This window comes from Parasedimentitalea denitrificans (genome assembly GCF_011813015.1).
In the GTDB taxonomy this organism is placed as follows: domain Bacteria; phylum Pseudomonadota; class Alphaproteobacteria; order Rhodobacterales; family Rhodobacteraceae; genus Parasedimentitalea; species Parasedimentitalea denitrificans.
Genome location: NZ_QHLQ01000004.1, coordinates 144551 through 167386 on the forward strand (window position 1 = coordinate 144551; position 22836 = coordinate 167386).

Genomic DNA, 22836 nt, shown 5'->3' on the forward strand with positions numbered 1-22836 from the left:
GCCCGTACCGTTCCTTGGAATGGTACGTCTTTTAGCCGGCTGGTGTCGACGACACGCCAACCTGAGCGGGGCGCAGCAAGCGGTCATGCAACATAAAGCCTTCGGCTGCGACTTGGATGATGTCGCCTGCACGAGTGCCTGGTACCGGTGCTTCAAACATCGCTTCATGCATCTGAGGATCGAACCGATCACCAATTTGCGGTGCAATATTCTGAACACCGTGCTTACTGAACACGTCCAACAGTGCGCGCATGGTCAACTCGATACCTTCGATTAGCGCAGCGGATCCTGCCTTCTGCTCATCAGTTATCGAATCCAGCGCCCGCTTCATGTTATCGTAAACCGGCAGCATATCGCGGGCTAGTTTTGAGCCACCATATTGCTCGGCGTCGCGGCGAGCCCGGTCGCCACGCTTACGCGAATTCTCAGCATCAGCCAGCGCACGCATGAACCGGTCTTTCAACTGATCCCGTTCCGCCCGAAGCTGTTCCAGCTCCAGAGCTTCGTCATCAATCTCAGCGAACTCCTCAGCCAACTCTTCCGCCTCAGCGGTATCAATGTCGTCCAGGAAATCTTCGTTTTTGGGCTCTGCCATGTTTCACCTCTAACTCCGGTCGGAAATCAGTTTTCCGACCAGCTGCGCCGTGTAGTCCACAATCGGCACAATCCGTCCGTAGTTCAGCCGAGTGGGGCCAATCACCCCAACCGCGCCAATGATCTTTCGATCCGAGTTCATATAGGGAGACACCACCAAAGAGGAACCCGAAAGTGAAAAAAGTTTGTTCTCAGAGCCAATAAAAATGCGCACTCCGTCGCCGTCTTCGGTCAGTTGCAGAAATTCGGCTATATCCCGCTTACGTTCAAGGTCATCAAACAGACTTCGGATACGGTCTAGCCCCTCATCCTGATCGCCACTTTCCAAAAGATTCGCACGTCCGCGCACGATCAAACGCGCCGAGTCTTCGCCTTCATCCTGCCAAAGCGCCAAACCACTTTCGACCATATCCTGCGACAACAGGTCAATCTCTTGCCGGCGGCTAGCTATCTCTGTTTGGATCACACCACGCAACTGCGACAGTGTCTTACCTTCGATCAGTGCATTCAGGAAATTAGCTGCCTCGCGCATCGAACTGGGTGTTTGTCCCGGCGGCGGAGTAAACACACGGTTTTCAACTTGGCCATCCGAGAAGACCAAAACCACCAATGCACGATCCTGTGCTAGCGAAACAAACTCTATATGACGAATTTCTGCTTCATGCTTGGGTGTTAGGACCAATGATGCGCCTTGGGTGACACCGGACAAGGCCGAGCCGACACGATCCAACATGCCGCCAACATCGGCAGAATTCCCACCTAGAGTCGCATCAATTTTCTGCCGATCCTGAGACTTAACGTCCTCAATTTCAAGAAACCCATCAACAAACATCCGCAGACCAAGCTGTGTAGGCACCCGGCCGGCGCTGATGTGCGGGCTGTCAAGCAAACCCAGATGTTCCAGATCCTGCATAACATTCCTGATTGTTGCGGCGCTGACTTGTTCGCTCAGGCTGCGGGCCAAGGTGCGACTACCAACTGGATCTCCGCTATCCATATAGGTTTCAACCACAGCCCGGAATACTTCACGGGAGCGGTCATTCATGTCCTTCAGGATATTGCTGGAGTCGTTCATTTCATTCCTGCATGTCGTCTGCCCGCTGTATAGGACAATTAGCGCCTATCTGCCATTAAAGAGGCTGGTAGCAAAAGGTCAATCAGGCTTGCATCACAAGGGCGTCGAAGGCTATCCCGAAGTCAACCAACAAAGGATATCCCATGCGACCCTCCGGACGAGAATTGAACCAAATGCGCACCGTCTCAATCGAGACTGGTTTCACCAAACACGCCGAAGGCTCTTGCCTGATTAAAATGGGCGAAACACATGTTTTGTGTACTGCTTCAATCGAACCGCGGGTTCCTTCGTTCATCAAAGGTTCAGGCCTGGGTTGGGTCACTGCTGAATACGGTATGCTGCCCCGTGCTACCAACACCCGGATGCGCCGGGAGGCTGCGGCCGGCAAGCAGGGTGGTCGCACTGTTGAAATCCAGCGCCTGATCGGTCGTGCGCTACGCGCCGGCGTTGATCGGGTTGCATTGGGTGAGCGTCAAATAACAGTCGATTGCGATGTCCTGCAGGCTGATGGCGGCACCCGCTGCGCGTCGATCACAGGTGGCTGGGTTGCGCTGCGTCTGGCAGTGAACAAGCTGATGAAGGCCGGCGACATTAAGATGGACCCTTTAGTTGATCCTGTTGCCGCCATTTCTTGTGGTATCTATGCCGGCCAGACTGTGTTGGATTTGGACTATCCAGAAGACTCTGAAGCTGGCGTCGACGGTAACTTTATCATGACCGGATCTGGCAAACTGATCGAAGTTCAGATGTCTGCCGAAGGGTCTGTCTTTTCTCGTGATCAGATGAACCAACTGATGGACCTAGCTGAAAAGGGTACATCCGAACTGGCTAAGATGCAGAAGGCAGCTTGCGCATGATCCGTGCTTTCACCGGCGAGAAGCTAGTGCTCGCAACACACAACAAGGGTAAATTGGAGGAGATGAAACATCTCCTCGCCCCTTTTGGTGTCACTGTGGTTAGCGCCGGTGAGATGGGCCTTCCCGAACCTGAAGAAACCGAAGACACGTTTGTTGGCAATGCCCGGATCAAGGCCCACGCCGCCGCTACGGCGACTGGCCTGCCGGCCTTGTCCGACGATTCAGGCATCTCAATTGATGCCTTGAATGGCGCACCCGGCGTTTATACAGCTGATTGGGCAGAAACTGAGAATGGTCGTGACTTTATGATGGCGATGACCCGGTCACATAATGAGTTGGAAGCGGTAGACGCCCCCTACCCTCGTACTGCTCAATTTCGCTGTACCTTGGTTCTGGCATGGCCTGATGGCCACGACGACGTTTTCGAGGGTGTGATGCCTGGACAGTTGATCTGGCCCATTCGTGGTGAAAATGGGTTTGGTTATGACCCGATGTTTCAGCCCGACGGTTTAGATGTGACATGCGCCCAAATGTTGCCGGCAGACAAGCATAAGATAAGCCACCGTGGTCAAGCGGTCGCAAATTTCGTTCAGGCCTGTTTCGGTGGATGATTGGCGCAATGGGGGCTTTGGCCTGTACGTACATTGGCCATTTTGCCAGGCCAAATGCCCCTACTGCGATTTCAACAGCCACGTAACGGCCAATGTTGATCAGAAAAAATGGGTTAAGGCCTATGTCAGTGAACTAAAGAGACACGCACAATTGGTTCCAAACCGAGTGTTAAATGCAATTTTCTTTGGCGGTGGCACCCCTTCCCTTATGCAACCAGAAACTGTGGCGGCAGTGATCAACGCTGCTCGAGATATCTGGCCTTTTGCTAATGATATTGAAATCACGCTTGAAGCCAATCCTGGATCAGTAGAAGCCGGCCGCTTTGCGGGATATCGTGACGGCGGCGTAAATCGCATTTCCATGGGTATTCAGGCGCTGAACGATGAAGACCTACGCAGACTGGGCCGAATTCATTCCGTAGCGGAGGCCCAGGCGGCCTTTGAAGTAGCACGCAACTGCTTTGATCGTGTCAGTTTTGACCTGATTTACGCGCGCCAAGGTCAAACACTAAGCGACTGGAAGGCCGAGTTAAATCAAGCCCTTTCAATGGCCATTGACCACTTGTCACTTTACCAACTGACCATTGAAGAAGGTACAGCCTTTGGTGATCGCTATGCACGTGGGAGACTACGAGATCTGCCCACCGATGACAGCGCCGCAGACATGTATCAGGCAACACAGGATATCTGCGCAGATCACGGTATGCCCGCGTACGAGGTTTCAAACCACGCCCGACCTGGAGCCGAGTCCCGCCACAACCTAATTTATTGGCGTTACGGTGATTATATCGGGATAGGCCCTGGGGCCCATGGGAGGCTAACCTTGAAAGGTCAACGCTTTGCTACTGAATGCATACGAGCGCCTGGTGCCTGGTTGAAGGCCGTTTCCGAAGGCTCAGGCGATTGCGAGAACATTACCCTAGCCCCAGATGAGTATAGCGCAGAGCATCTAATGATGGGAATGCGCCTTGTCGAAGGCATAGACACCGACAGATATGCCCGGCTGGCAGGACATCCATTACCTCAAGACAAAGTGTGTGACCTAGTGAAGTTGGGTATGGTGGATCAGACTGGTCCAATATTGCGCGCAACTGATCAAGGTCGGGCCGTGTTGAATGCTGTACTACGTGAATTATTGGCGGATTGAGAATTAATGCGGTTTTTGTATGCTGGATTGGGACTTCTATTTGTGGCACTGGCCGTTGTTGGCGTAGTCCTCCCCCTACTCCCAACCGTCCCCTTTCTTTTACTTGCAGCGTTCTTCTTTGCGAACTCTTCCGAACGGCTTCACAACTGGATCTTGTCACACCCTCTTTTCGGCCCAATGATCCTAGATTGGAACGAACACCGCGCCATTCGAACAAGCGCAAAAAAGGCGGCAACCGTATCGATTGCCGCCGTATTCCTTTTATCGCTGGTTCTTGGTGCGCCTGAACATGTCCTGATTATTCAATCAGTCGTTCTAAGCTGCGTCCTAATCTTCATATGGACACGCCCTAGCGGCTAAGAACTCCACAAAGTTCATCAAGTTGATCCAAGTTTTCGTACGAAATAGTGACGGTTCCAGACTCGCCACCCGCCTTATGATCAATTGAAACCGCCATTCGAATGATCGCTGACAGGTCATTTTCCAACGCTCGCGTGTCAGCGTCCTTGTCATTCAGCTTTTTCGGAACCCGTTTCGCTCTTGGCGCGTCACCAGCCGCATCCTTTTTAACTAGACTTTCCGTTGCACGAACAGAAAGTCCACCTTTGACGATTTTCTTTGCCAATTCCGACGCATTGTCCGAAGTGATCAGAGCACGCGCGTGGCCCGCCGATAATTTACGTTCTTGAACAAGTATTTGCACATCATCAGGAAGATGGAGCAACCGGACCAAATTGGCGATATGACTGCGACTTTTGCCAAGCGCCTCGGCCATTTTTTCCTGTGTGTGTCCAAACTTTTCCATCAAAAGCTTGTAGCTCTGCGCCTCTTCGAGTGCGTTCAAGTCTGCCCGCTGAATGTTCTCAATCAGCGCGACTTCCATAACCTCAAGATCAGAATAATCACGGATAAGAACAGGTACTTCATGCAGTTGCGCAGCCTGCGACGCGCGCCAGCGGCGCTCACCCGCAACAATTTCATACATCCCGCCATCACGCGGACGTACGATCAGCGGCTGAAGAACGCCCTTTTCCTTAATCGAGGCCGTCAAATCATCCAGGTCGACCTGAACAAACTGACGCCGCGGCTGTTCGGGGTTTGCCACAACTTTTTCGATGGGTACGAATACTTCGACATTCCGAGTGGACTTCTCCGTCGAAGCCGTCGGCTCTAGGTTTACATCCGCCATAAGAGCGGACAATCCACGGCCAAGACCGCGTGGCTTACCTTTTTTATTCGACATAGTCCGTTCTCCCCTGCTTACGCTGCAAGTTTATGGTTTTTTTTGATCAACTCATCCGCCAATGACCGGTAAGCTTGCGCGCCCTGTGAGTTTGGGTCGTATTGTAGCACTGGAAGCGCATACGATGGAGCCTCACTCACTCTAACATTTCTGGGTATCTTCGTTTCAAACACCAAATCCCCCAGATTATCACGCGCATCTTGTTCTACTTGCTGTGACAGGTTGTTGCGTTTGTCATACATCGTCAACACTATACCTTCGATCCGTAAATCCGAATTTGCGGTCTGGCGAACATCTCGAATTGTCATCATCAACTGAGACACCCCTTCCAGAGCAAAAAACTCACTTTGCAACGGAATTAAAACCGAATTTGCGGCAATCATCGCATTCACGGTCAACAGGTTCAGTGATGGTGGGCAATCAATAAGAATGTAGTCCCATTCATATTCGTCCATAGCAGTTTGTCGAAGCGCGTCATACAGCAGAAAGCTCCGACGTTCATTGGCGATAAGTTCAATATCTGCTGAACTCAGATCGACGGTCGCTGGAACAATACAAAGATCCTCTATCTCAGTTGCTCGGATTACCTCATTTAGTGGCGATTCACCGATCAATAAATCATAGGTCGTCAGATTTCGATCTGTACTGTCAATTCCCAATCCTGTTGAGGCATTCCCTTGCGGATCCAGGTCAACTACTAGGACGCGTAGACCTGTTTCCACCAAAGCCGCAGCGAGATTGATGGTGGTTGTGGTCTTCCCCACTCCACCTTTCTGGTTAGCAATCGCGACTATGCGAGGCCCAGATGGGCGGGATAGATCAGGCAAGGGTGACTCCCTTTACTTTCAGAATGACGGCGTCGGGTTCAGTCAAACTTGTAATCGGTTCTGCATCAAAACGCCAATGTTGGCGTGCTGCTTCTAGCTCTTTTTTCCAGGTGACACCTTTTGGAAATAGCGCAACTCCGTCGACGTCTAGATGTCGATCAGCAAATCCTAACAAAGTATTAAGATCCGCCAAGGCTCGTGCTGACAGGACATCCGCCTTGTGCGGCTCCACTTTTTCAATACGGTCACTAATAACTTTAATTTTCACACCGCATTCGCGTGCTGCAGTACGTAGAAAGGCCGACTTACGTTGATCACTTTCAATTAAGGTCGTCGTCATACCCGAATTCTCATCAGCGGCCAAAATCCCAACTATTACCCCAGGAAACCCCCCTCCACTGCCGATATCAAGCCAGTGATTTACGGGTTGTACACTTCTGTAGACTTGGATTGAATCTATTATGTGGCGCATCCACAGGTCACCCAAACTAGAACGAGAGACTAGATTTATCTTTGGATTCCACTTACAGATTACTTGTTCAAAGACTTCAAGTCGATCTTGTGTTTCACGTGAAACATCAAGTTGGTTTAGTAGATCTTTGACACTCATGCCTTTTGTTCCTGAAGCCGATCACCACGTCTAAGACGTGCTAACAACAAGGCCAGTGCAGCGGGCGTCATTCCATCAATTCGTGCTGCCTGGGCCAAATCAACTGGTCCCGTCAATTTGAGTTTCGCCTGAAGCTCATTAGATAGACCGGAGATGGTGGAGTAATCCAAATCTGATGGGATTTTTAGGGCTTCATCTCTTTTCATAGCCGCAATTTCACGGTTCTGGCGGTCGATATAGTTCGCATACAGTGCGTCCCGCTCTACTTGACGTCTGATATCATCACCAAACTCACCTAATTCAGGAATAAGAGGCAACAGATCTTCAAAGGTCACTTCAGGAAATGCCAATATGTCCATTCCATTTCGACGATTTCCATCCTGACTAATCCGTATCCCAACTTCTCCAATCTGTTTTGGCGTATAGGAAGCTCCACTCAGTACATCCTGGGCTAGTCCCAGCCGTTCTGCTTTATTTGAATAAACAATACGCCTAGCTTCGCTGCAACAACCAAGTGACATAGCCAGAGGTGTTAGTCGCTGATCGGCGTTGTCCGCCCTAAGAGAAAGCCGGAACTCTGCTCTTGAAGTAAACATCCTATATGGTTCGGTAACACCATTGGTAGTCAGATCATCTATCATTACACCAATGTAACTATTCGAGCGCCCGAATATCACAGGTTCCTCATTCCGGCTGCGTAGGGCTGCATTCAGTCCCGCGACCAGTCCTTGCGCGGCTGCCTCTTCATACCCTGTCGTACCGTTGATTTGCCCTGCAAGGAATAATCCAGGAACTGATCGAACGGATAGATCCAAGGAAAGGGACCTAGGATCAACGTAATCGTATTCGATCGCATATCCAGGTTGCAGGATTTCAGCATTTTCCAAGCCAACAATCGAATGAACGTAGTCTAACTGCACGTCTTCAGGTAAGCTTGTAGAGATCCCGTTAGGATAAACTGTATGGCCAGTAGCGCTCTCTGGTTCCAAGAATATTTGATGAGAAGTTTTTTCAGCAAAACGGACCACTTTATCTTCGATCGAGGGGCAGTAACGGGGCCCAACGCCATCAATCTTACCACCATACATTGCGGATCGTGCTAGATTGTCACTAATGATCTGATGTGTTTTCTCGTTTGTATGTGTAATCCCGCATGCGACTTGAGGCGCTGAAATCTGCGTTGACAGAAATGAAAAAAGGGTAGGGGTCTCGTCTCCGGGTTGGCTCTCCAACCCAGACCAATTGATGGTGCGTCCATCCAGTCTTGGTGGAGTACCCGTTTTAAGACGGCCTAAGGGTAGATCAAAATTATCTAGTCGATTAGCCAGCGCTACAGAGGGTCGATCCCCCATACGGCCGCCTGGGCGCGCTTGGTCCCCAATGTGTATGACTCCTCGAAGGAAAGTACCTGACGTCAAGATCACTGAGGCACTGGGAAGTTCCATTCCGTCGGCTAAAAGAACTCCTGTAACGGAGTCACCTTTCATCAGAAAGTCGGTTACTTCCCCTTCAATTATATCGAGGTTATCTTGCGCCTCTGTCAATTTCAGCATCTCTGCACGATAGATCGTGCGATCTGCTTGCGCTCTTGGACCTTGAACTGCTGGTCCTTTACGTCGATTGAGAAGACGGAACTGTATTCCCGCCTTATCGGCTACGCGTCCCATAACCCCATCTAGCGCATCAATTTCCCGTACTAGATGCCCTTTGCCCAATCCACCAATAGCTGGGTTGCAAGACATTACCCCAATGTCTTTTTTCTTTAGTGTAACTAGGGCAGTTCTGGCACCCATTCTCGCCGACGCATGTGCGGCTTCGGTGCCGGCGTGTCCTCCACCGACAACGATTACATCATAGTTTGAATGTTTCACGTGAAACACTCCTTATTTCCCAAGGCAAAAACTCAAGAAAATCTCATCCAGAAGATTTTCAACATCAACGCGTCCTACCAGCATCTCAAGTGAACGAATTGCTGAGCGCATATCTTCGGCAGCAATTTCGTAAAACTCTGGGCCTCGCTGAAGAATATCTGTAGCGGAAGTAAGACTCAACAGGGCTGTCTTCATAGTATCCTGATGTCGTTGCCTGGTAGCAATCCCGACATTCGCTGATCGAGCCTTTAGGACGCTTGACACGTGAGACACCAACTGGTCGACACCATGGCCGGTAAGTCCTGAAATAGAATTTTCGGATTTCTGTCGCTCATCGGCCTTCGGTAACAATCTGATATCTCCGACCTGCATTACAACATCCAGCGCTTCGTCTGCTTCCACCAGAAATACCCGGAGATCGGCATCTTCGGCACGCTTACGGGCTAGTGCAATTCCTATACCTTCAACATGATCCTCAGTTTCGCGTAAACCCGCAGTATCGAGTAGGGTAACTGGTAACCCGCCTAAGTCCATGCGAACTTCGATAACGTCACGCGTAGTACCCGCATATTCCGATGTGATAGCTGCCTCTCGGCCGGCCAGCACGTTAAGGAGGGTCGATTTACCCACATTTGGCGCTCCAACAATCGCTACTTCAAAACCGTGGCGGATTCTCTCTGCTATCACAACTCCCTGGCATTCACGTTCTAGATCATTTTGAACACCAGCCAACAATGCTGTAACTTCAGGAGTTACGTCTACTGGCACATCCTCGTCAGCGAAATCTATCGTTACTTCAATCAGCGAAGCGGCGCGTATCAGGTCTCTCCGCCACCTCTCAGCTAGTTGACCTAATCCTCCGCTAAGAACAGCATGAGCTTGTTTTCGTTGCGCTTCGGTTTCCGCATCAATTAGGTCAGCCAGACCCTCAACTTGCGCAAGATCGAGCTGACCATTTTCTAGCGCACGCCGAGTAAATTCACCTGGATCTGCTAGCCTTAATCCGTCGATTTTGGAAAGAGCATCCAGCACTGCAGAGACAACCGCATTACTGCCATGTGTTTGAAATTCAACAACATTTTCACCAGTAAAGCTGTTTGGTGCTGCGAAGGTCAACACCAATGCTTGATCCAGGGGGTCACCCTTATCGTCTCGTAGTGTCCGTAGAGTGGTTCCACGGAGTGGGATTTTTCGACCACATAGTTGGGCACTGGCGTCATGGGCGAGGGGCCCTGACACGCGGATTACCGCAACTCCAGCCTTGCCCTGAGCCGAGGCCAACGCAAAGATCGTATCCATGGGTTGGCCTTTCGTACTGCCAGTTTGATCAGGTGTTCATTGAGTCGAAGAAATCGCTGTTCGATTTCGTCTGCTTTAACTTGGACAGCAAGAATTCAATCGCATCTGTTGGCCCCATGGGGTTCAGGATACGGCGAAGAACGAATGTCTTGGTTAGGTCGACCTTATCAACCAACAGCTCCTCTTTCCGCGTGCCCGACTTGAGAATATCGATAGCCGGGTACACACGTTTGTCAGCGATCTTACGATCAAGAACGATTTCCGAGTTACCTGTACCTTTGAATTCCTCAAAGATAACTTCGTCCATGCGAGAGCCTGTGTCGATCAAGGCAGTAGCAATGATCGTCAAAGATCCACCTTCTTCGATGTTACGGGCTGCACCAAAGAAACGTTTTGGGCGCTGCAATGCGTTCGCGTCAACACCACCTGTCAGAACCTTACCGGACGAAGGAACCACGGTGTTAAACGCTCTACCAAGTCTGGTGATGGAGTCGAGAAGAATAACAACATCTCGCTTATGTTCGACCAGGCGCTTGGCTTTTTCTATAACCATCTCGGCAACGGCAACGTGACGTGTGGCGGGTTCGTCAAACGTGGACGACACGACCTCTCCCTTGACCGATCGCTGCATGTCGGTGACTTCTTCTGGGCGTTCATCAATGAGAAGAACAATTAAGTAGCACTCAGGGTGATTTTTTTCAATTGAGTGAGCAATATTCTTTAGAATTACGGTCTTACCGGTCCGTGGCGGTGCGACTATCAACGATCGCTGGCCCTTACCGATAGGTGCGACCAGGTCAATCACACGGGAAGAGCGATCCTTGATAGTTGGATCTTCGACTTCCATCGTCATACGCTCATCAGGATACAACGGAGTAAGGTTGTCAAAGGCGATTTTATGACGAGCTTTCTCAGGATCTTCGAAGTTAATCTGAGTAACCGTTGTCAGAGCAAAATAACGCTCGGTGTCCTGTGGAGCCTTCATGACACCATCAATGGAGTCTCCGGTACGCAGAGAGTGCTTGCGGATCATTTCAGGTGAAACGTAGATATCATCCGGACCCGGCAGGTAGTTCGCTTCAGGTGAGCGCAGGAAGCCAAAGCCATCTTGCAGCAGTTCCAGAACACCATCACCGGAAATTTCCCAGCCTTCATCTGCGCGTTCACGCAGAATTTGGAACATCATTTCGCCCTTACGCATGGTGGAGGCGTTTTCGATGTCCAGCTCTTCGGCCATCGCCAACAGAGATTTAGGGCTTTTTGCCTTTAGGGTGGCAAGACTCAGAGTTTCGACGGTCATATGATACAGCCCTTATGCAGCCAAATCTGGATGCGGTGTCACTGAAGAATGGAAAATGCGTTGACCCGGACGGGCTCGCTTAGGTCGAGTACATATGCGGTCGTTCGGGGGGAGTCAAATATTGCGTCAGAATTTAAAAACGACCGATATGACGATGATGACCATCAAAAGAGTAGGGACCTCATTTAGAAGCCTGTATTGGCGCCCTGTGAGCGTATTCTGTCCGTTAGCAAAGTCGCGGTAGCGTTTCATTAGAACATAGTGAAACCCTGTCATTGCAATAACGGATGCGCCTTTAGTCCAAGGCCAAATGTAAGTCCAGTCCACCAGACCCGGTGTAAACACCATAAGCAGCCCTGCAAGCCAAGTTACAATCATCGCTGGTCTCATGATTAGGCGCAGTAGCTTGTCCTCCATCATGAGGAAGATAGGAAGGGATTGCTGAACCTTCTCTGCCTGCTCCACGTGATACACAAACAAACGCGGGAGATAGAAGAGACCTGCCATCCAACTGAGTACAGCCATTATGTGGAGGGACTTGGCGTATGGGTAGAGCGTGAACATAAAATCACTCAGGTCCGTCATGGTTTTCCTCAGGCTGGTCGGGTCTCCCTATAAATAGAATATTTATAAGAAAGGATGATGTTTTAGTAGTGCCCCATGAATCCGGTGGATAAGTGAGTCACTCACCGGCTTATCCCCAGCATGCATAAGTTTCCAGTTGTTCGAGCTAGTTTTGGGATGAAATTTGGACCGGCTATATAAAAAAGGTTGTTAGGACTTTATTAACCAAGATTACCGTGGGGATAACGTGGTGGGTATTTAGGGATGGTCAGGATATCCCAAGTTTAGAAGTTATCCTTATCCTCGGAGGGCGAATCTGTCGGCTTTTTTCCGAGATAACGGAAAGACCCCCAGAGCTTGCCTTGGGGGCAAATTCCATACAAACCATCCCAAAAAGATCAGAAACTTTTCCAAGGGGTTTTCCACATGTCTACCCACATCATTCTTGCCTCAGGATCTGCAATTCGGGCGCAGTTATTGCGCCAGGCGGGTATAGAATTTGGAGTCGAGCGCCCCGACGTGGATGAAGAGGCCATTAAAACAGAGCTGTTGAATAGGAACGCAGCACCGCGAGATATTGCAGATGCCTTAGCAGAACAAAAAGCTTTAAAAATAAGCGGTAAGGCTACAGGGATGATGGTTTTGGGATGCGACCAGGTGTTGGATTTCGAAGGCAAACTGCTGTCAAAGCCTGAGAACCCCGATCAGGCACTAGAGCAATTGACGGCAATGCGCGGTAAATGGCACACGCTATTGTCTGCGGCGGTGATTTGTCGTGATGGCAAACCAATTTGGCGACATGTTGGGCAGGTGCGATTGCAAATGCGGGATAGTTCGGATGCTTATCTAAGTGATTACGTTACACGAAACTGGGACAGTATCTGTCACGCGGTTGGCGCTTATAAACTGGAAGAAGAGGGCGTTCGGCTGTTCTCGGCCATTGACGGCGACTACTTTAACGTTTTGGGATTACCCTTGATGGAACTTATTAACTTTTTGGCACTGCAGGGGATGATCGAACAATGAGTGACGCAAAAATACCGTTGGCGGCAGTGATTGGTTGTCCGGTGGCCCATTCAAAGTCACCTCAACTCCAGCGCCATTGGTTGAACACCTACGGGGTTTCTGGCCACTATATTCCGATGCATGTCGAACCTGGTGACTTGGAGGACGTGATACGCTCCATGCCTAAGATGGGTTTTGTTGGCGCGAATGTGACCATTCCTCATAAAGAGAAAGTAATGTCGATTGCCGATCAGGTTACCGATCGTGCGACTCTGATTGGAGCGGCAAATACACTGATTTTTCGCAAGGATGGCACAATCCTTGCGGATAATACGGACGGATATGGTTTTATCACTAACCTTCATCAGATGGCACCAGAGTGGGATCCAAAATCGGGACCAGCTGTGGTTCTTGGGGCAGGGGGGGCCTGTCGCGCTGTAGTGGCTTCGTTGCTGGAGGCTGGAGTAACCGAATTAGTTCTTTCGAACCGCACGCGGGGTCGGGCAGATCAGTTACGACAGGAATTTGGTGCGCGTCTTCGGGTTGTTGAGTGGGTGCAAGCCGGCAATGTAATCGAAGAGGCGGCGTTGTTGGTCAATACTACGTCACTGGGGATGGTTGGCAAACCACGGTTGCGCGTCCCGTTGGATGGTTTGCAGTCTAGCGCAGTAGTGACTGACTTGGTCTACACGCCGCTGAGGACGGATTTACTGAAATATGCCGAAGAAATCGGGTGTACCACCGTTGATGGACTTGGGATGTTATTGCATCAGGCAGTGCCTGGCTTTGAACGTTGGTTCGGCCAACGTCCCGAAGTGGATAAGGCAGCGCGTGCCGCGGCTTTGAGATGACGTTTAATCTAGGGCTTACCGGATCTATTGGGATGGGCAAAAGCACCACAGCGAACCTGTTTGCTGCTGCTGGTTGTGCCGTCTGGGATGCTGATGCGGCGGTGCATCGGTTGTATGACCGTGGTGGCGCGGCTGTTTCGGCGATTCAGACCCAGTTCCCTGACGCGATCATAGATGGTCGGGTCGATCGACAGGTGCTGAAGGGCATTATTTCAAAGAACCCAAAGGCTTTGACGGTTATTGAATCCATTGTGCATCCCTTGGTGGCGCAGGACAGAGAAGGTTTTCGTCGCACTGCTGAGGCCGATATCCTTGTTTTTGATATCCCGCTGTTGTTCGAAACCGGTGGGGACAGTGAAATGGATGCTGTAGCCTGCGTGACGATTGATGCGGAAACCCAGCAAAAGCGAGTACTTGAGCGTGGAACCATGACGCTTGATCAATTTTTGCATATCCGACAAAAGCAGATGCCGATTAAAGAGAAAACTGAGCGATCAGATTATGTGATTGTCACCGATACGCTGGATCATGCGCGCCAGCAGGTGGGGGTTATTCTAGCTGATATCCGGGAGAAAATAGCAAATGCGTGAGATTGTTCTGGATACTGAGACTACCGGGTTTGACCCATTTTCGGGTGACCGGATTGTTGAAATTGGTGCTGTGGAACTGTTGAACCACATGCCGACGGGCGAAACATACCATGTTTATATCAATCCAGAACGCTCGATGCCGACTGAGGCATTCGGGGTGCATGGAATTGGTCCTGACTTGTTAGAGCCACCTCAGACGCCGGAGCCGGGTGCTGTTACACTGAAAGACAAGCCAGTATTTGCCAAAGTCGGGCAGGGGTTTCTGGACTTTGTCCGAGACTCCAAGATGATAATCCACAACGCCAGCTTTGACATGAAGTTCCTGAATGCGGAACTCCGCTGGATGGGGTTGCGGGAACTTCCAATGGAACAGGCGCTGGATACACTGGCCATTGCGCGCAAAAGGTTCCCTGGCTCGCCGGCAACGCTGGATGCACTATGCCGCCGGTTCCATATCAATAACTCAAACCGAGTTTTACACGGCGCGCTGCTTGATTCTGAAATTTTGGCAGAGGTGTATCTGGAGCTGATAGGTGGACGACAGCCAGATTTTGGTTTGGCAACAAATGCGTCCAGTTCTTCCAATGCGGTCACGGATGACTGGCGCCCCACTGTGCGGCCCACGCCGTTGAAAAAACTTCTGACAGACGAAGAGCAAGCAGCCCACGATGAGTTTGTCGAAAAGATGGGTGATGCTGCGCTTTGGAAAATCTGAGAGCAAAAGGGTAACGCCGCTGACGGGTCAGCGGCGTTAATGCACTATTCCTGAATATTCAGAAACTTATTGTGTTGGCTGCTGAGCAGTAGTTTCTGCCTGACGGCGCGCCAGTTCGTTACGGTAGATCGCGACGAAATCAATATTGTCCAAGTTCAGTGGTGGGAAGCCACCATCACGAGTCACGTCAGATACGATGCGACGCAAGAATGGGAACAACATGCGTGGGCATTCGATCAGCAGGAACGGGTGCAGTTGGTCCTCTGGCACACCCTCGATGTTGAAAATGCCAACATATTCAAGTTCAAAAACAAACAGAACATCGCCTGTTTCTTTGACTTTGGATTCGATGATCAGCTTGGTGATCACTTCATACTGATTTTCAGTTGTACGCTTTTTTGCATCCAAGTTCACCTGAACGCTGACGTCGGGCTGGGCTTCTGTGCCGGTGCCTTTTTGCGCCATCACATTTTCGAATGACATGTCGCGAATAAACTGTCCCAGAACTTTCATCTGGACTTGTGGCTGTGTGCCCTCGGTGGCGCCGTTTTCGGCCATAGAACTACTCCTGAAATAACAATCTGGCTGTGCATATCAGCTTGGGAACTGCACCTCAACGGGTCAGGTTAATCTTGGTCGGGACCATTTACCCAACCCGAAGGACCTTGGTTGGGTTTTCTTGGGGTCACGTCTTCGTAATCGCCGTCAATAATGTCATCCTGGCGGCCGTAGTTCGTCCGTGATCTCGTCGTTCCAGTACCCATCTGGAATTGTGCCATCGTTATGCGAGCGCTTAGGAAACGAAAGACTGCCATGCGTACAGGTGGCATCAACAAAGAAAACCCAACCGCATCAGTGAAGAAACCGGGTGTCAGCAACAAAGCGCCGGCCACTAGGATCATGGCTCCGTGCGCCAAAGGCTCGGTTGGATCGTCAAGTTGCTGAAACGAGCTTTGTAATTTCCCCAAAGCCATACGGCCTTGTGACTTAACCAACCAGGTTCCTAATACAGCCGTCAAAACAACGATGGCCAAGGTTGGCCAAAGGCCGATTATTCCACCGACCTGAATAAACAACGCAATTTCGACGATTGGCACCAAAAGAAAGGCCAGAAGCAGGTACATGAACGGTTTCCTTGTCACATTCTCGGGACGGTGGACTTGACCCCGCCTGTCACATACATAAGTGCTGAGTGCTTTGGTTACAAAGCCTAGTCTTTAAAATGAGGTCCAAATGGAGTCTCCCTTGATCCAGCTTTTGGTTTTAGCCGGTATTGCCGTCTTTTTGATCCTGCGCCTGAAAAATGTGCTGGGCACCCGCGAAGGTTTTGAAAAACCGCCACTCCCCAAGCCAAACGGGCGGGCAGATCGGTCAGATTTCGAAGTTATTGAAGGTGGGCCGGATCGGGACATCACCGATCACGTGGATGAAAACAGCGCCGACGCGAAGTCGCTGAGTGCCATGAAACGAGTAGAACCTTCGTTTTCGGTAAGCGATTTCGTGCAAGGCGGGCGCGGTGCCTATGAAATGATCCTCATGGGATTTGAACGAGGTGAGCTGGACAACATTCAGCCGTTTATGTCCGAAGAGATCTTTGACAGTTTCGTCGATGCAGTTGCGCATCGCGAAGATCAGGGTTTGACTATCGAGGCCGAGTTCATTGGTGTAAGAGAAACCACCGTTGTTGAAGCCACGTTTGACGAAGGCGAACAGCGGGCTGAGATCACAATGCGCTTCGTTGCTGAGTTGACCTCGGTTGTGCGGGATCGTGGCGGCGATATTGTTGAGGGTGATCCAAAGACTGTTAAAAAGCAGAAAGACACTTGGACATTTGCACGCAACATGGGAACGGATGATCCGAACTGGCATCTGGTCGCTACAGAGGCATGATAAGTGCGCTTCGGCGGGCTATGGGCATTGCCTGCCTGATAGGGGGGGCAATGACTGCAACCGGGGCGCAATCAGAAATCAGCTATAGCCTGCTGAATTTTTCCCAGCTTGATGGCTGGGAAAACGACAATCACGCTGCCGCACTGGATGTTTTTCAGAAAACCTGCATGGACTTCGACGATCCTGACTGGCGATCGTTATGTGCGGCTGCGAAGCAGCAAAAACCAGAAGCTGCGCGGGCATTCTTTGAATTGTTGTTCCGACCGGTTTTGATCGAAGACGGGCAGGGTGCACTGTTTACGGGTTATTTTGAACCAGAACTTGATGGTTCTCGCTCTCGCAGCTCGCGGTACCGGTATCCGATCTATAGAATGCCACCTGAAGCCCGCAATGCTGGACAATGGTTGCCACGTCGTGAAATCCTGACCAGTGGTGTGATGGACGGCAGAGGGTTGGAAATAGCTTGGGTCGATGATTCAGTTGAACTATTTTTCCTGCAAATCCAAGGCTCTGGTCGTGTTCGGTTGCCAGATGGGTCGACAATTCGGGTTGGGTATGGCGGCTCTAATGGACACAATTACCGGTCAATCGGCCAAGAGTTGGTGAGGCGTGGGGTTTATTCGATTCACCAAGTCAGTGCTCAGGTGATCAAGAATTGGGTGCGCCGAAATCCATCTGATGGCCGCGAATTGCTGATGCATAACCCCACATACGTGTTCTTTCGAGAAGTACGCAATGTGGCCTCATCAGCGGGACCCTTGGGCGCGATGAACAGATCAGTGACAGCACTGCGTAGTTTGGCAGTGGATCCCAAATATACCCCGTTGGGAGCGCCGGTTTGGTTGGAAAAAGACGGTGATGGGAAAATGCGCCGTCTGATGGTTGCGCAGGACACTGGTTCGGCAATCAAGGGCGCGCAGCGGGCGGATATTTTCTACGGAACAGGTGATGAGGCAGGGCAGGCAGCTGGTCGGTTGCGTGATCCGGGTAGAATGGTTGTATTGCTGCCTATCCAGCGCGCTTATGCGTTGCTACCGGAAGATATCTGATGACACGGCGGAAACTAACGGCAGATGAGATCGACCTCTGGCAAGAAGTCGTCAAGAAGGCTGAGCGGCTGCATCCTGGTGCTCATAGTGTGCCGCCGGCCTTGCCATTACCGAAGCCAAAACCGACAAGGCATCCGGTTCCACGGATCGATAACTTTGAAATTGGCAGTCATTCGCGCCAAAAGCCCGTTAAGCACGACCTGAAACCAGCAATTACGGACCGGTTGTTCAAAGCGCCAGTCCAGATGGATCAAAAGGCATTTGCCCGAATGAAGCGCGGTAAACTGCGGCCAGAGGGAAAATTGGATTTGCACGGCATGCGGGTCGACTCGGCGCATCCGGCTTTGATCCGGTTTATTCTGTCTGCACAGGCATCGGGTAAGCGGTTGGTTTTAGTGGTTACGGGGAAGGGCAAAGATCGGGATGAACCCGGTCCAATACCAACCCCGCGTGGTGTGTTGCGCCATCAGGTGCCACAATGGTTGGTTTTGGCTCCATTGGCTCAGGCGGTGTTACAAGTGACACCGGCTCATGTCAGCCATGGTGGGGCAGGGGCGTACTACGTTTATCTTCGCCGAACGCGCTAATCTTGGCTTTATCTGTTTCCCGAAGCAGAGTTAGCAAGGCTAACCTGAGTCGTACCGTCGTTATAAGACACTTTTCCCGGAAGAAGCTTCTCGATCGATAGGTTTTCACGACCAAAAGCATCGGCGGTTTTTCGGGCGGAGTTCAACATCGCGATCAAAGCTGGTGATGTACCTGCAACTAGATGCGTAGATTCTGCGTCATCTGAATAAGAAGTTGTATCTACAATATCGATCGGCAATCCGGCTACGGCGTCCAGAGAAGTGATATTTCCCAACCGTTCACTTGTGTGGGTTCCGCGTAACCGAGCGGAGATATTCAGAAGCTTGTCTTTGCTCGACACAAAAACAAGAAAAGGCTGTGGAACATCTTGGATACGGTTCATCTGGCTGCGAAAAACATCGATATCCAGATCGGGTGACATCAAAACAACTCCATTCAGGTTATCTGCTGACCATCCCGGGGTCTGTATTTCGATTTGACGAATGGTTTCCATAACCAGTTGCGACCCCATTGAATGGGCAACCAGATTTATGCGCCCAACCCTTGCTGAGCGGACTTGGCGTAGCATTTTTTCAAGCCCATCCCGGGCAAACAAAACACTATCACCGTCGTAGGCATAACCCAGTGGGTTTCCTTGGCTGGGCCAGGAATAGATCATGGTGGCGCCTGGTAGCTGGATATCCTCAGCCAATTGTGCGGCGCGAAAGGCTGTTTCGGCCTGAGTGGAATTGAAACCGTGTACAAATACAGTCACTTCGCGGTGTTCTTTGGGCAATCCGCTAACTAGGGTCCTTATCCGGGATCTGAATTCCTCAGCGCCATTGAACACGTGACGGCCGGCCATTGTGAACTGCTTTTCGGGATCAGGGTTGGCATATGCGAAATCTAGTTGCCCGGGTTTATGGTTGGGCGGGATCGATACGGTTAATTCTAACAGATTGAAATGATCAGATCTTCCCGGGCCAAAACCACCATCTGGCGATAGCTTGCGAACTGTCGCGGCAAAAATGGTTTTTGGAGTACCGACCTCTAGTGCTTTGGGCATTACTGGGGTGAAAGATCGGTCACTGCAGGATGCAATGAAAACCAATGAAATACCGATAACCACTTGAAATAAAACATGCATAAAACTTTGCCGATCGACATCTAGTTAAATATTCGGTGCCTCTGACAAGCATCAGAGACACCGGAACAAAGCCCTGACTACAAAACATACCGACTGATGTCAGCGGATTTGGTCAGTTCACCAAGATTTTTGTCAACAAATTGGGAATCAACAACAATTTCTTCGCCTCCACGGTCTGGAGCGGAGAATGATAGCTCTTCGAATACCCGTTCCATCACAGTGTACAGTCTGCGGGCGCCGATGTTTTCGACTGACTGGTTCACTTCAGCAGCAATTTTGGCCAGCGCTGCGATGCCGTCGTCGGTAAAGCTGACAACAACTTCTTCAGTGCCCATCAAGGCTGTATATTGCAGGGTTAGTGCATTGTCTGTCTCGGTCAGAATGCGGACAAAATCCTCTTCGGTCAGTGCGCGCAGTTCTACTCGAATTGGTAGGCGACCTTGCAATTCGGGCAATAGGTCAGACGGCTTGGCGATGTGAAATGCACCAGAGGCGATGAACAGGATATGGTCTGTCTTAATCGAACCATGTTTGGTCGACACTGTTGTGCCTTCGATTAGCGGCAGCAAATCGCGTTGCACCCCTTCACGACTGACATCACCGCCACGCGCATCAGATCGCGCGCAAACCTTGTCGATTTCGTCTAGGAACACGATGCCGTTTTGTTCAACTGATTCCAACGCTGTTCGCGAGACGATTTCATCATCCAGCAGCTTGTCGGCTTCTTCTCCGATCAGGATCTCATAGCTTTCGGCAACTGTTGTCTTGCGACGAACGCTGCGCCCGCCCAATGCTTTTCCGAACAGATCCCCCAGGTTCATCATTCCCATGTTTGATCCAGGTTGGCCCGGAACCTCAAATGAACCCATCGGGTTGGATGTATCAGCCAGGTCCAGCTCGATTACCGTATCATCCAACTCACCCGACTTCAGCTTCTTGCGGAACATTTCACGGGTAGATTCACGAGCGTCTTCCCCGACAATTGCCTCGATGACACGGTCCTCGGCCGCTTGATGCGCTTTGGCTTTCACGTCTTCGCGCATCAACTCGCGAGTTTGCAAAATAGCGGCATCGGCCAGATCGCGGATAATTTGTTCTACATCTCGGCCAACATAACCAACTTCGGTGAACTTGGTTGCTTCGACTTTGATAAATGGCGCGCGGGCCAGTTTTGCCAGTCGTCGGGAGATTTCAGTTTTGCCAACGCCGGTGGGGCCGATCATTAAGATATTCTTTGGGTAAACCTCGTCGCGTAGATCATCTGCCAGCTGCTTGCGCCGCCAACGATTGCGCAGCGCCACCGCGACAGCGCGTTTTGCGTCGTTTTGACCAATGATGAACCGATCCAGTTCGGAAACGATCTCGCGTGGTGTTAAGTCTGTCATAAGTCGTCCGATCAGTGGGATGGAGGGAGGAGATGCAGGGGGAGAATACCGGATAGAGGTCTCAATAGGGCAGCACGGATACTCGCCCAGAAGGCCCCTAACATCACAAGAAAAATACCAAGTATTAGAACAACGATTGCAGTGCTTTCACCGTCAAAAACGGTCCAAGCAAGAGTTACGATATAGCCAATGGCCGCAATCAGGAAAGACCGACGGTCGATCAATATGGCCACAATGGCAAACAGGCATAAAACTGCCAATAGCACGGAATATGCCATGTCAGATTCACTGCTGAGCAAGCTCAATGCGATAGTGTTTACAAGGGCAGGGGCGGCAACAACATGTAGCCAGAAACCCTGTGCTGATCGACGCGTCACTCGATGTGGATCGGACATGTCAAAAGCCATGGCTACGGTAAACACAGCGATACCCACCGCCAGAGTGATAAAGGCAAACGGCCCATCAGCAGAAAGAAGGAACAGATCACCAAAGCTGCTTGGTGTTCCGGTTTGGTTGGCGCCCATCATGATTGACAGGGAAAAAAGTCCAAGCGCGATCAGGGCCATGGAAAAGGGCACGCGAAAACGTAACCAGAATAGTGCTATGGCCAACGTGGTTAGGGCCAGCGGCAACGGCAAGCTCGACAGATCTTCTTGGGCAAGCATGAAGGGTTGGGCAAAGTAAGCTGTGATACCCGAGCCGGCATTGGCAACCCAGAGCAGCGACAATGCGATAGCCGGGGCAATCATTCGACGACGACGGATGAAGTACTCTGCCAAAATCCAAATGGCGAATGCTGAAAATAGGGAAGTCGAGACGATTTTGAGCCGGTAATTGGTGATTTCCCCGACCATAGCTACGCCGTTTACCGCCACCCAACCTGCGGCAAGGATCAAGAGGCCAATAACGATGAAAATCTCCGTGAAGCCTTTGAACAGCTCAAAAGGTTCGTCTCCTGGCGCTAGGTTTTCGCGAGCACCTCGACGACTGTCAGCTAGGGCAGCCAAAGACGCAGCCTGCGACTCGCCGATCAAACCGGACCCGACAGCGGCGCGAAGATCGTCGCGGGTGATCATGAAGAGATACTCTCCACTGTCAGGCGCCCATTGGTGTAGACACATATGTCAGCAGCAATCGCCATCGCATCGCGGGCTACCTGTTCAGCGGATTTATCGCTGTCCATCATTGCCCGTGCTGCTGCTAGGGCAAAATTGCCACCAGATCCAATGGCTGCCACTTCGTGTTCCGGCTCAAGCACGTCGCCGGCACCGGTGATCACCAGCAAATCAGTGCCGTCCGTAACGATCAGCATGGCTTCTAGCTTTTGCAGATACTTATCTGTTCGCCAATCTTTAGCCAATTCAACGCTTGCACGGGCCAGTTGGCCGGGAGTTGCCTCTAGTTTGGCCTCCAGTCGTTCCAGCAGGGTAAAGGCATCGGCTGTTGAACCAGCAAAGCCGGCAACAACATCGTATCCACCCGGCGACAGCCGACGTACTTTGCGCGCTGTGCCTTTGATTACGGTCTGGCCCAAAGAAACTTGCCCATCTCCAGCAATTACAACTTCACCGCCTTTTTTGACACCGATGATAGTTGTGCCGTGCCAGCCAGGGAATTGATCATCTGCCATGAAGGCCTC

26 protein-coding genes are annotated in these 22836 nt (G+C 51.0%); 11 read left to right on the forward strand and 15 right to left on the reverse strand.

Annotation, left to right across the window (positions count from 1 at the left end; translation table 11 throughout):
* Positions 1-31 precede the first annotated feature (31 nt).
* Together DL239_RS06495 and hrcA are read right to left on the reverse strand one after the other, a co-directional pair.
* A complete protein-coding gene (locus DL239_RS06495) occupies positions 32-595 on the reverse strand; it encodes a nucleotide exchange factor GrpE (RefSeq protein WP_167683190.1) in 564 nt (187 codons plus the stop codon).
* Between the two features lie 9 nt (positions 596-604).
* Positions 605-1669 carry a heat-inducible transcriptional repressor HrcA gene (gene hrcA, locus DL239_RS06500; protein ID WP_167683191.1) on the reverse strand — a complete coding sequence of 355 codons (1065 nt, stop codon included), beginning with the start codon at positions 1667-1669 and terminating at the stop codon, positions 605-607.
* A gap of 143 nt (positions 1670-1812) precedes the next feature.
* Here hrcA and rph point away from each other — a divergent pair, with 143 nt between their 5' ends.
* Genes rph through DL239_RS06520 form a run of 4 tightly spaced genes read left to right on the forward strand, consistent with a single transcriptional unit; the run spans position 1813 to position 4644 of the window.
* Positions 1813-2526: a ribonuclease PH gene (gene rph, locus DL239_RS06505; protein WP_167683192.1), complete on the forward strand. Its 714-nt coding sequence runs from the start codon at positions 1813-1815 to the stop codon at positions 2524-2526.
* Positions 2523-3137, forward strand: a complete 615-nt coding sequence (gene rdgB / locus DL239_RS06510) for an RdgB/HAM1 family non-canonical purine NTP pyrophosphatase (RefSeq protein ID WP_167683193.1) — start codon at positions 2523-2525, stop codon at positions 3135-3137. Before rph ends, rdgB begins: the two co-directional genes overlap by 4 nt.
* Complete coding sequence (gene hemW / locus DL239_RS06515; protein ID WP_167683194.1) at positions 3130-4284, forward strand: radical SAM family heme chaperone HemW; 1155 nt, start codon at positions 3130-3132, stop codon at positions 4282-4284. The genes rdgB and hemW overlap by 8 nt, the downstream gene beginning before the upstream one ends.
* A 6-nt stretch (positions 4285-4290) precedes the next feature.
* Positions 4291-4644, forward strand: a complete 354-nt coding sequence (locus DL239_RS06520; protein WP_167683195.1) for a YbaN family protein — start codon at positions 4291-4293, stop codon at positions 4642-4644.
* Here the strand turns inward: DL239_RS06520 and DL239_RS06525 are convergent.
* The 7 genes from DL239_RS06525 to DL239_RS06555 form a co-directional block, all read right to left on the reverse strand.
* A complete protein-coding gene (locus tag DL239_RS06525) occupies positions 4634-5527 on the reverse strand; it encodes a ParB/RepB/Spo0J family partition protein (RefSeq protein WP_167683196.1) in 894 nt (297 codons plus the stop codon). The genes DL239_RS06520 and DL239_RS06525 overlap by 11 nt on opposite strands.
* Positions 5528-5544: 17 nt before the next feature.
* A complete protein-coding gene (locus DL239_RS06530; protein WP_167683197.1) occupies positions 5545-6354 on the reverse strand; it encodes a ParA family protein in 810 nt (269 codons plus the stop codon).
* A complete protein-coding gene (rsmG, locus tag DL239_RS06535) occupies positions 6347-6964 on the reverse strand; it encodes a 16S rRNA (guanine(527)-N(7))-methyltransferase RsmG (RefSeq protein ID WP_167683198.1) in 618 nt (205 codons plus the stop codon). The genes DL239_RS06530 and rsmG overlap by 8 nt, the downstream gene beginning before the upstream one ends.
* Positions 6961-8835, reverse strand: coding sequence for a tRNA uridine-5-carboxymethylaminomethyl(34) synthesis enzyme MnmG (gene mnmG, locus DL239_RS06540; protein WP_167683199.1), 1875 nt, complete (start codon positions 8833-8835; stop codon positions 6961-6963). Before mnmG ends, rsmG begins: the two co-directional genes overlap by 4 nt.
* 12 nt (positions 8836-8847) lie before the next feature.
* On the reverse strand, positions 8848-10134 hold the full coding sequence (gene mnmE, locus DL239_RS06545; protein WP_167683200.1) for a tRNA uridine-5-carboxymethylaminomethyl(34) synthesis GTPase MnmE: 1287 nt from the start codon (positions 10132-10134) through the stop codon (positions 8848-8850).
* A gap of 28 nt (positions 10135-10162) precedes the next feature.
* On the reverse strand, positions 10163-11434 hold the full coding sequence (rho, locus tag DL239_RS06550; protein WP_167683201.1) for a transcription termination factor Rho: 1272 nt from the start codon (positions 11432-11434) through the stop codon (positions 10163-10165).
* Between the two features lie 126 nt (positions 11435-11560).
* Complete coding sequence (locus DL239_RS06555; protein ID WP_167683202.1) at positions 11561-12019, reverse strand: CopD family protein; 459 nt, start codon at positions 12017-12019, stop codon at positions 11561-11563.
* A 405-nt stretch (positions 12020-12424) separates the two neighbouring features.
* Here DL239_RS06555 and DL239_RS06560 point away from each other — a divergent pair, with 405 nt between their 5' ends.
* Genes DL239_RS06560 through dnaQ form a run of 4 tightly spaced genes read left to right on the forward strand, consistent with a single transcriptional unit; the run spans position 12425 to position 15159 of the window.
* Complete coding sequence (locus DL239_RS06560) at positions 12425-13024, forward strand: Maf family protein (RefSeq protein WP_167683203.1); 600 nt, start codon at positions 12425-12427, stop codon at positions 13022-13024.
* Complete coding sequence (locus tag DL239_RS06565; protein WP_167683204.1) at positions 13021-13854, forward strand: shikimate dehydrogenase; 834 nt, start codon at positions 13021-13023, stop codon at positions 13852-13854. The genes DL239_RS06560 and DL239_RS06565 overlap by 4 nt, the downstream gene beginning before the upstream one ends.
* A complete protein-coding gene (gene coaE, locus DL239_RS06570; RefSeq protein WP_167683205.1) occupies positions 13851-14444 on the forward strand; it encodes a dephospho-CoA kinase in 594 nt (197 codons plus the stop codon). The genes DL239_RS06565 and coaE overlap by 4 nt, the downstream gene beginning before the upstream one ends.
* Positions 14437-15159, forward strand: a complete 723-nt coding sequence (gene dnaQ / locus DL239_RS06575; RefSeq protein ID WP_167683206.1) for a DNA polymerase III subunit epsilon — start codon at positions 14437-14439, stop codon at positions 15157-15159. Before coaE ends, dnaQ begins: the two co-directional genes overlap by 8 nt.
* A 66-nt stretch (positions 15160-15225) precedes the next feature.
* On the opposite strand, the gene secB is transcribed toward dnaQ, so the two are convergent.
* The gene (gene secB, locus DL239_RS06580) at positions 15226-15717 is read right to left on the reverse strand and encodes a protein-export chaperone SecB (RefSeq protein ID WP_167683207.1); all 492 of its coding nucleotides are present in this window, start codon (positions 15715-15717) and stop codon (positions 15226-15228) included.
* Positions 15718-15785: 68 nt separating this feature from the next.
* Positions 15786-16283, reverse strand: coding sequence for an FxsA family protein (locus tag DL239_RS06585; protein ID WP_167683208.1), 498 nt, complete (start codon positions 16281-16283; stop codon positions 15786-15788).
* Between the two features lie 109 nt (positions 16284-16392).
* Between DL239_RS06585 and DL239_RS06590 the strand changes: the two genes are divergently transcribed.
* From DL239_RS06590 to DL239_RS06600, 3 genes are read left to right on the forward strand one after another with little or no spacing between them, the layout of a single operon-like run.
* Positions 16393-17049, forward strand: coding sequence for a Tim44/TimA family putative adaptor protein (locus DL239_RS06590; RefSeq protein ID WP_167683209.1), 657 nt, complete (start codon positions 16393-16395; stop codon positions 17047-17049).
* Complete coding sequence (gene mltA, locus DL239_RS06595) at positions 17046-18098, forward strand: murein transglycosylase A (protein ID WP_167683210.1); 1053 nt, start codon at positions 17046-17048, stop codon at positions 18096-18098. Before DL239_RS06590 ends, mltA begins: the two co-directional genes overlap by 4 nt.
* A complete protein-coding gene (locus tag DL239_RS06600; protein ID WP_167683211.1) occupies positions 18098-18685 on the forward strand; it encodes a Smr/MutS family protein in 588 nt (195 codons plus the stop codon). The genes mltA and DL239_RS06600 overlap by 1 nt, the downstream gene beginning before the upstream one ends.
* Before the next feature lie 8 nt (positions 18686-18693).
* Here DL239_RS06600 and DL239_RS06605 read toward each other — a convergent pair whose 3' ends face one another.
* From DL239_RS06605 to hslV, 4 genes are all read right to left on the reverse strand, one after another.
* Positions 18694-19731, reverse strand: coding sequence for an alpha/beta hydrolase (locus DL239_RS06605; protein ID WP_369410546.1), 1038 nt, complete (start codon positions 19729-19731; stop codon positions 18694-18696).
* A gap of 158 nt (positions 19732-19889) precedes the next feature.
* Complete coding sequence (gene hslU, locus DL239_RS06610; RefSeq protein WP_167683213.1) at positions 19890-21197, reverse strand: ATP-dependent protease ATPase subunit HslU; 1308 nt, start codon at positions 21195-21197, stop codon at positions 19890-19892.
* Positions 21198-21208: 11 nt separating this feature from the next.
* Positions 21209-22273 carry a hypothetical protein gene (locus DL239_RS06615; protein ID WP_167683214.1) on the reverse strand — a complete coding sequence of 355 codons (1065 nt, stop codon included), beginning with the start codon at positions 22271-22273 and terminating at the stop codon, positions 21209-21211.
* Positions 22270-22827, reverse strand: a complete 558-nt coding sequence (hslV, locus tag DL239_RS06620) for an ATP-dependent protease subunit HslV (protein ID WP_167683215.1) — start codon at positions 22825-22827, stop codon at positions 22270-22272. Before hslV ends, DL239_RS06615 begins: the two co-directional genes overlap by 4 nt.
* Positions 22828-22836: the final 9 nt, after the last annotated feature.

Coding starts and splice junctions, on each gene's coding strand:
- DL239_RS06495 (WP_167683190.1), bottom strand. CDS start 595: ATGGCAGAGCCCAAAAACGAAGATTTCCTGGACGACATTGATACCGCT.
- hrcA (WP_167683191.1), bottom strand. CDS start 1,669: ATGAACGACTCCAGCAATATCCTGAAGGACATGAATGACCGCTCCCGT.
- rph (WP_167683192.1), top strand. CDS start 1,813: ATGCGACCCTCCGGACGAGAATTGAACCAAATGCGCACCGTCTCAATC.
- rdgB (WP_167683193.1), top strand. CDS start 2,523: ATGATCCGTGCTTTCACCGGCGAGAAGCTAGTGCTCGCAACACACAAC.
- DL239_RS06520 (WP_167683195.1), top strand. CDS start 4,291: ATGCGGTTTTTGTATGCTGGATTGGGACTTCTATTTGTGGCACTGGCC.
- DL239_RS06525 (WP_167683196.1), bottom strand. CDS start 5,527: ATGTCGAATAAAAAAGGTAAGCCACGCGGTCTTGGCCGTGGATTGTCC.
- rsmG (WP_167683198.1), bottom strand. CDS start 6,964: ATGAGTGTCAAAGATCTACTAAACCAACTTGATGTTTCACGTGAAACA.
- mnmE (WP_167683200.1), bottom strand. CDS start 10,134: ATGGATACGATCTTTGCGTTGGCCTCGGCTCAGGGCAAGGCTGGAGTT.
- rho (WP_167683201.1), bottom strand. CDS start 11,434: ATGACCGTCGAAACTCTGAGTCTTGCCACCCTAAAGGCAAAAAGCCCT.
- DL239_RS06555 (WP_167683202.1), bottom strand. CDS start 12,019: ATGACGGACCTGAGTGATTTTATGTTCACGCTCTACCCATACGCCAAG.
- DL239_RS06560 (WP_167683203.1), top strand. CDS start 12,425: ATGTCTACCCACATCATTCTTGCCTCAGGATCTGCAATTCGGGCGCAG.
- DL239_RS06565 (WP_167683204.1), top strand. CDS start 13,021: ATGAGTGACGCAAAAATACCGTTGGCGGCAGTGATTGGTTGTCCGGTG.
- coaE (WP_167683205.1), top strand. CDS start 13,851: ATGACGTTTAATCTAGGGCTTACCGGATCTATTGGGATGGGCAAAAGC.
- dnaQ (WP_167683206.1), top strand. CDS start 14,437: ATGCGTGAGATTGTTCTGGATACTGAGACTACCGGGTTTGACCCATTT.
- secB (WP_167683207.1), bottom strand. CDS start 15,717: ATGGCCGAAAACGGCGCCACCGAGGGCACACAGCCACAAGTCCAGATG.
- DL239_RS06585 (WP_167683208.1), bottom strand. CDS start 16,283: ATGTACCTGCTTCTGGCCTTTCTTTTGGTGCCAATCGTCGAAATTGCG.
- DL239_RS06590 (WP_167683209.1), top strand. CDS start 16,393: ATGGAGTCTCCCTTGATCCAGCTTTTGGTTTTAGCCGGTATTGCCGTC.
- mltA (WP_167683210.1), top strand. CDS start 17,046: ATGATAAGTGCGCTTCGGCGGGCTATGGGCATTGCCTGCCTGATAGGG.
- DL239_RS06600 (WP_167683211.1), top strand. CDS start 18,098: ATGACACGGCGGAAACTAACGGCAGATGAGATCGACCTCTGGCAAGAA.
- DL239_RS06605 (WP_369410546.1), bottom strand. CDS start 19,731: ATGCCCAAAGCACTAGAGGTCGGTACTCCAAAAACCATTTTTGCCGCG.
- hslU (WP_167683213.1), bottom strand. CDS start 21,197: ATGACAGACTTAACACCACGCGAGATCGTTTCCGAACTGGATCGGTTC.
- DL239_RS06615 (WP_167683214.1), bottom strand. CDS start 22,273: ATGATCACCCGCGACGATCTTCGCGCCGCTGTCGGGTCCGGTTTGATC.
- hslV (WP_167683215.1), bottom strand. CDS start 22,827: ATGGCAGATGATCAATTCCCTGGCTGGCACGGCACAACTATCATCGGT.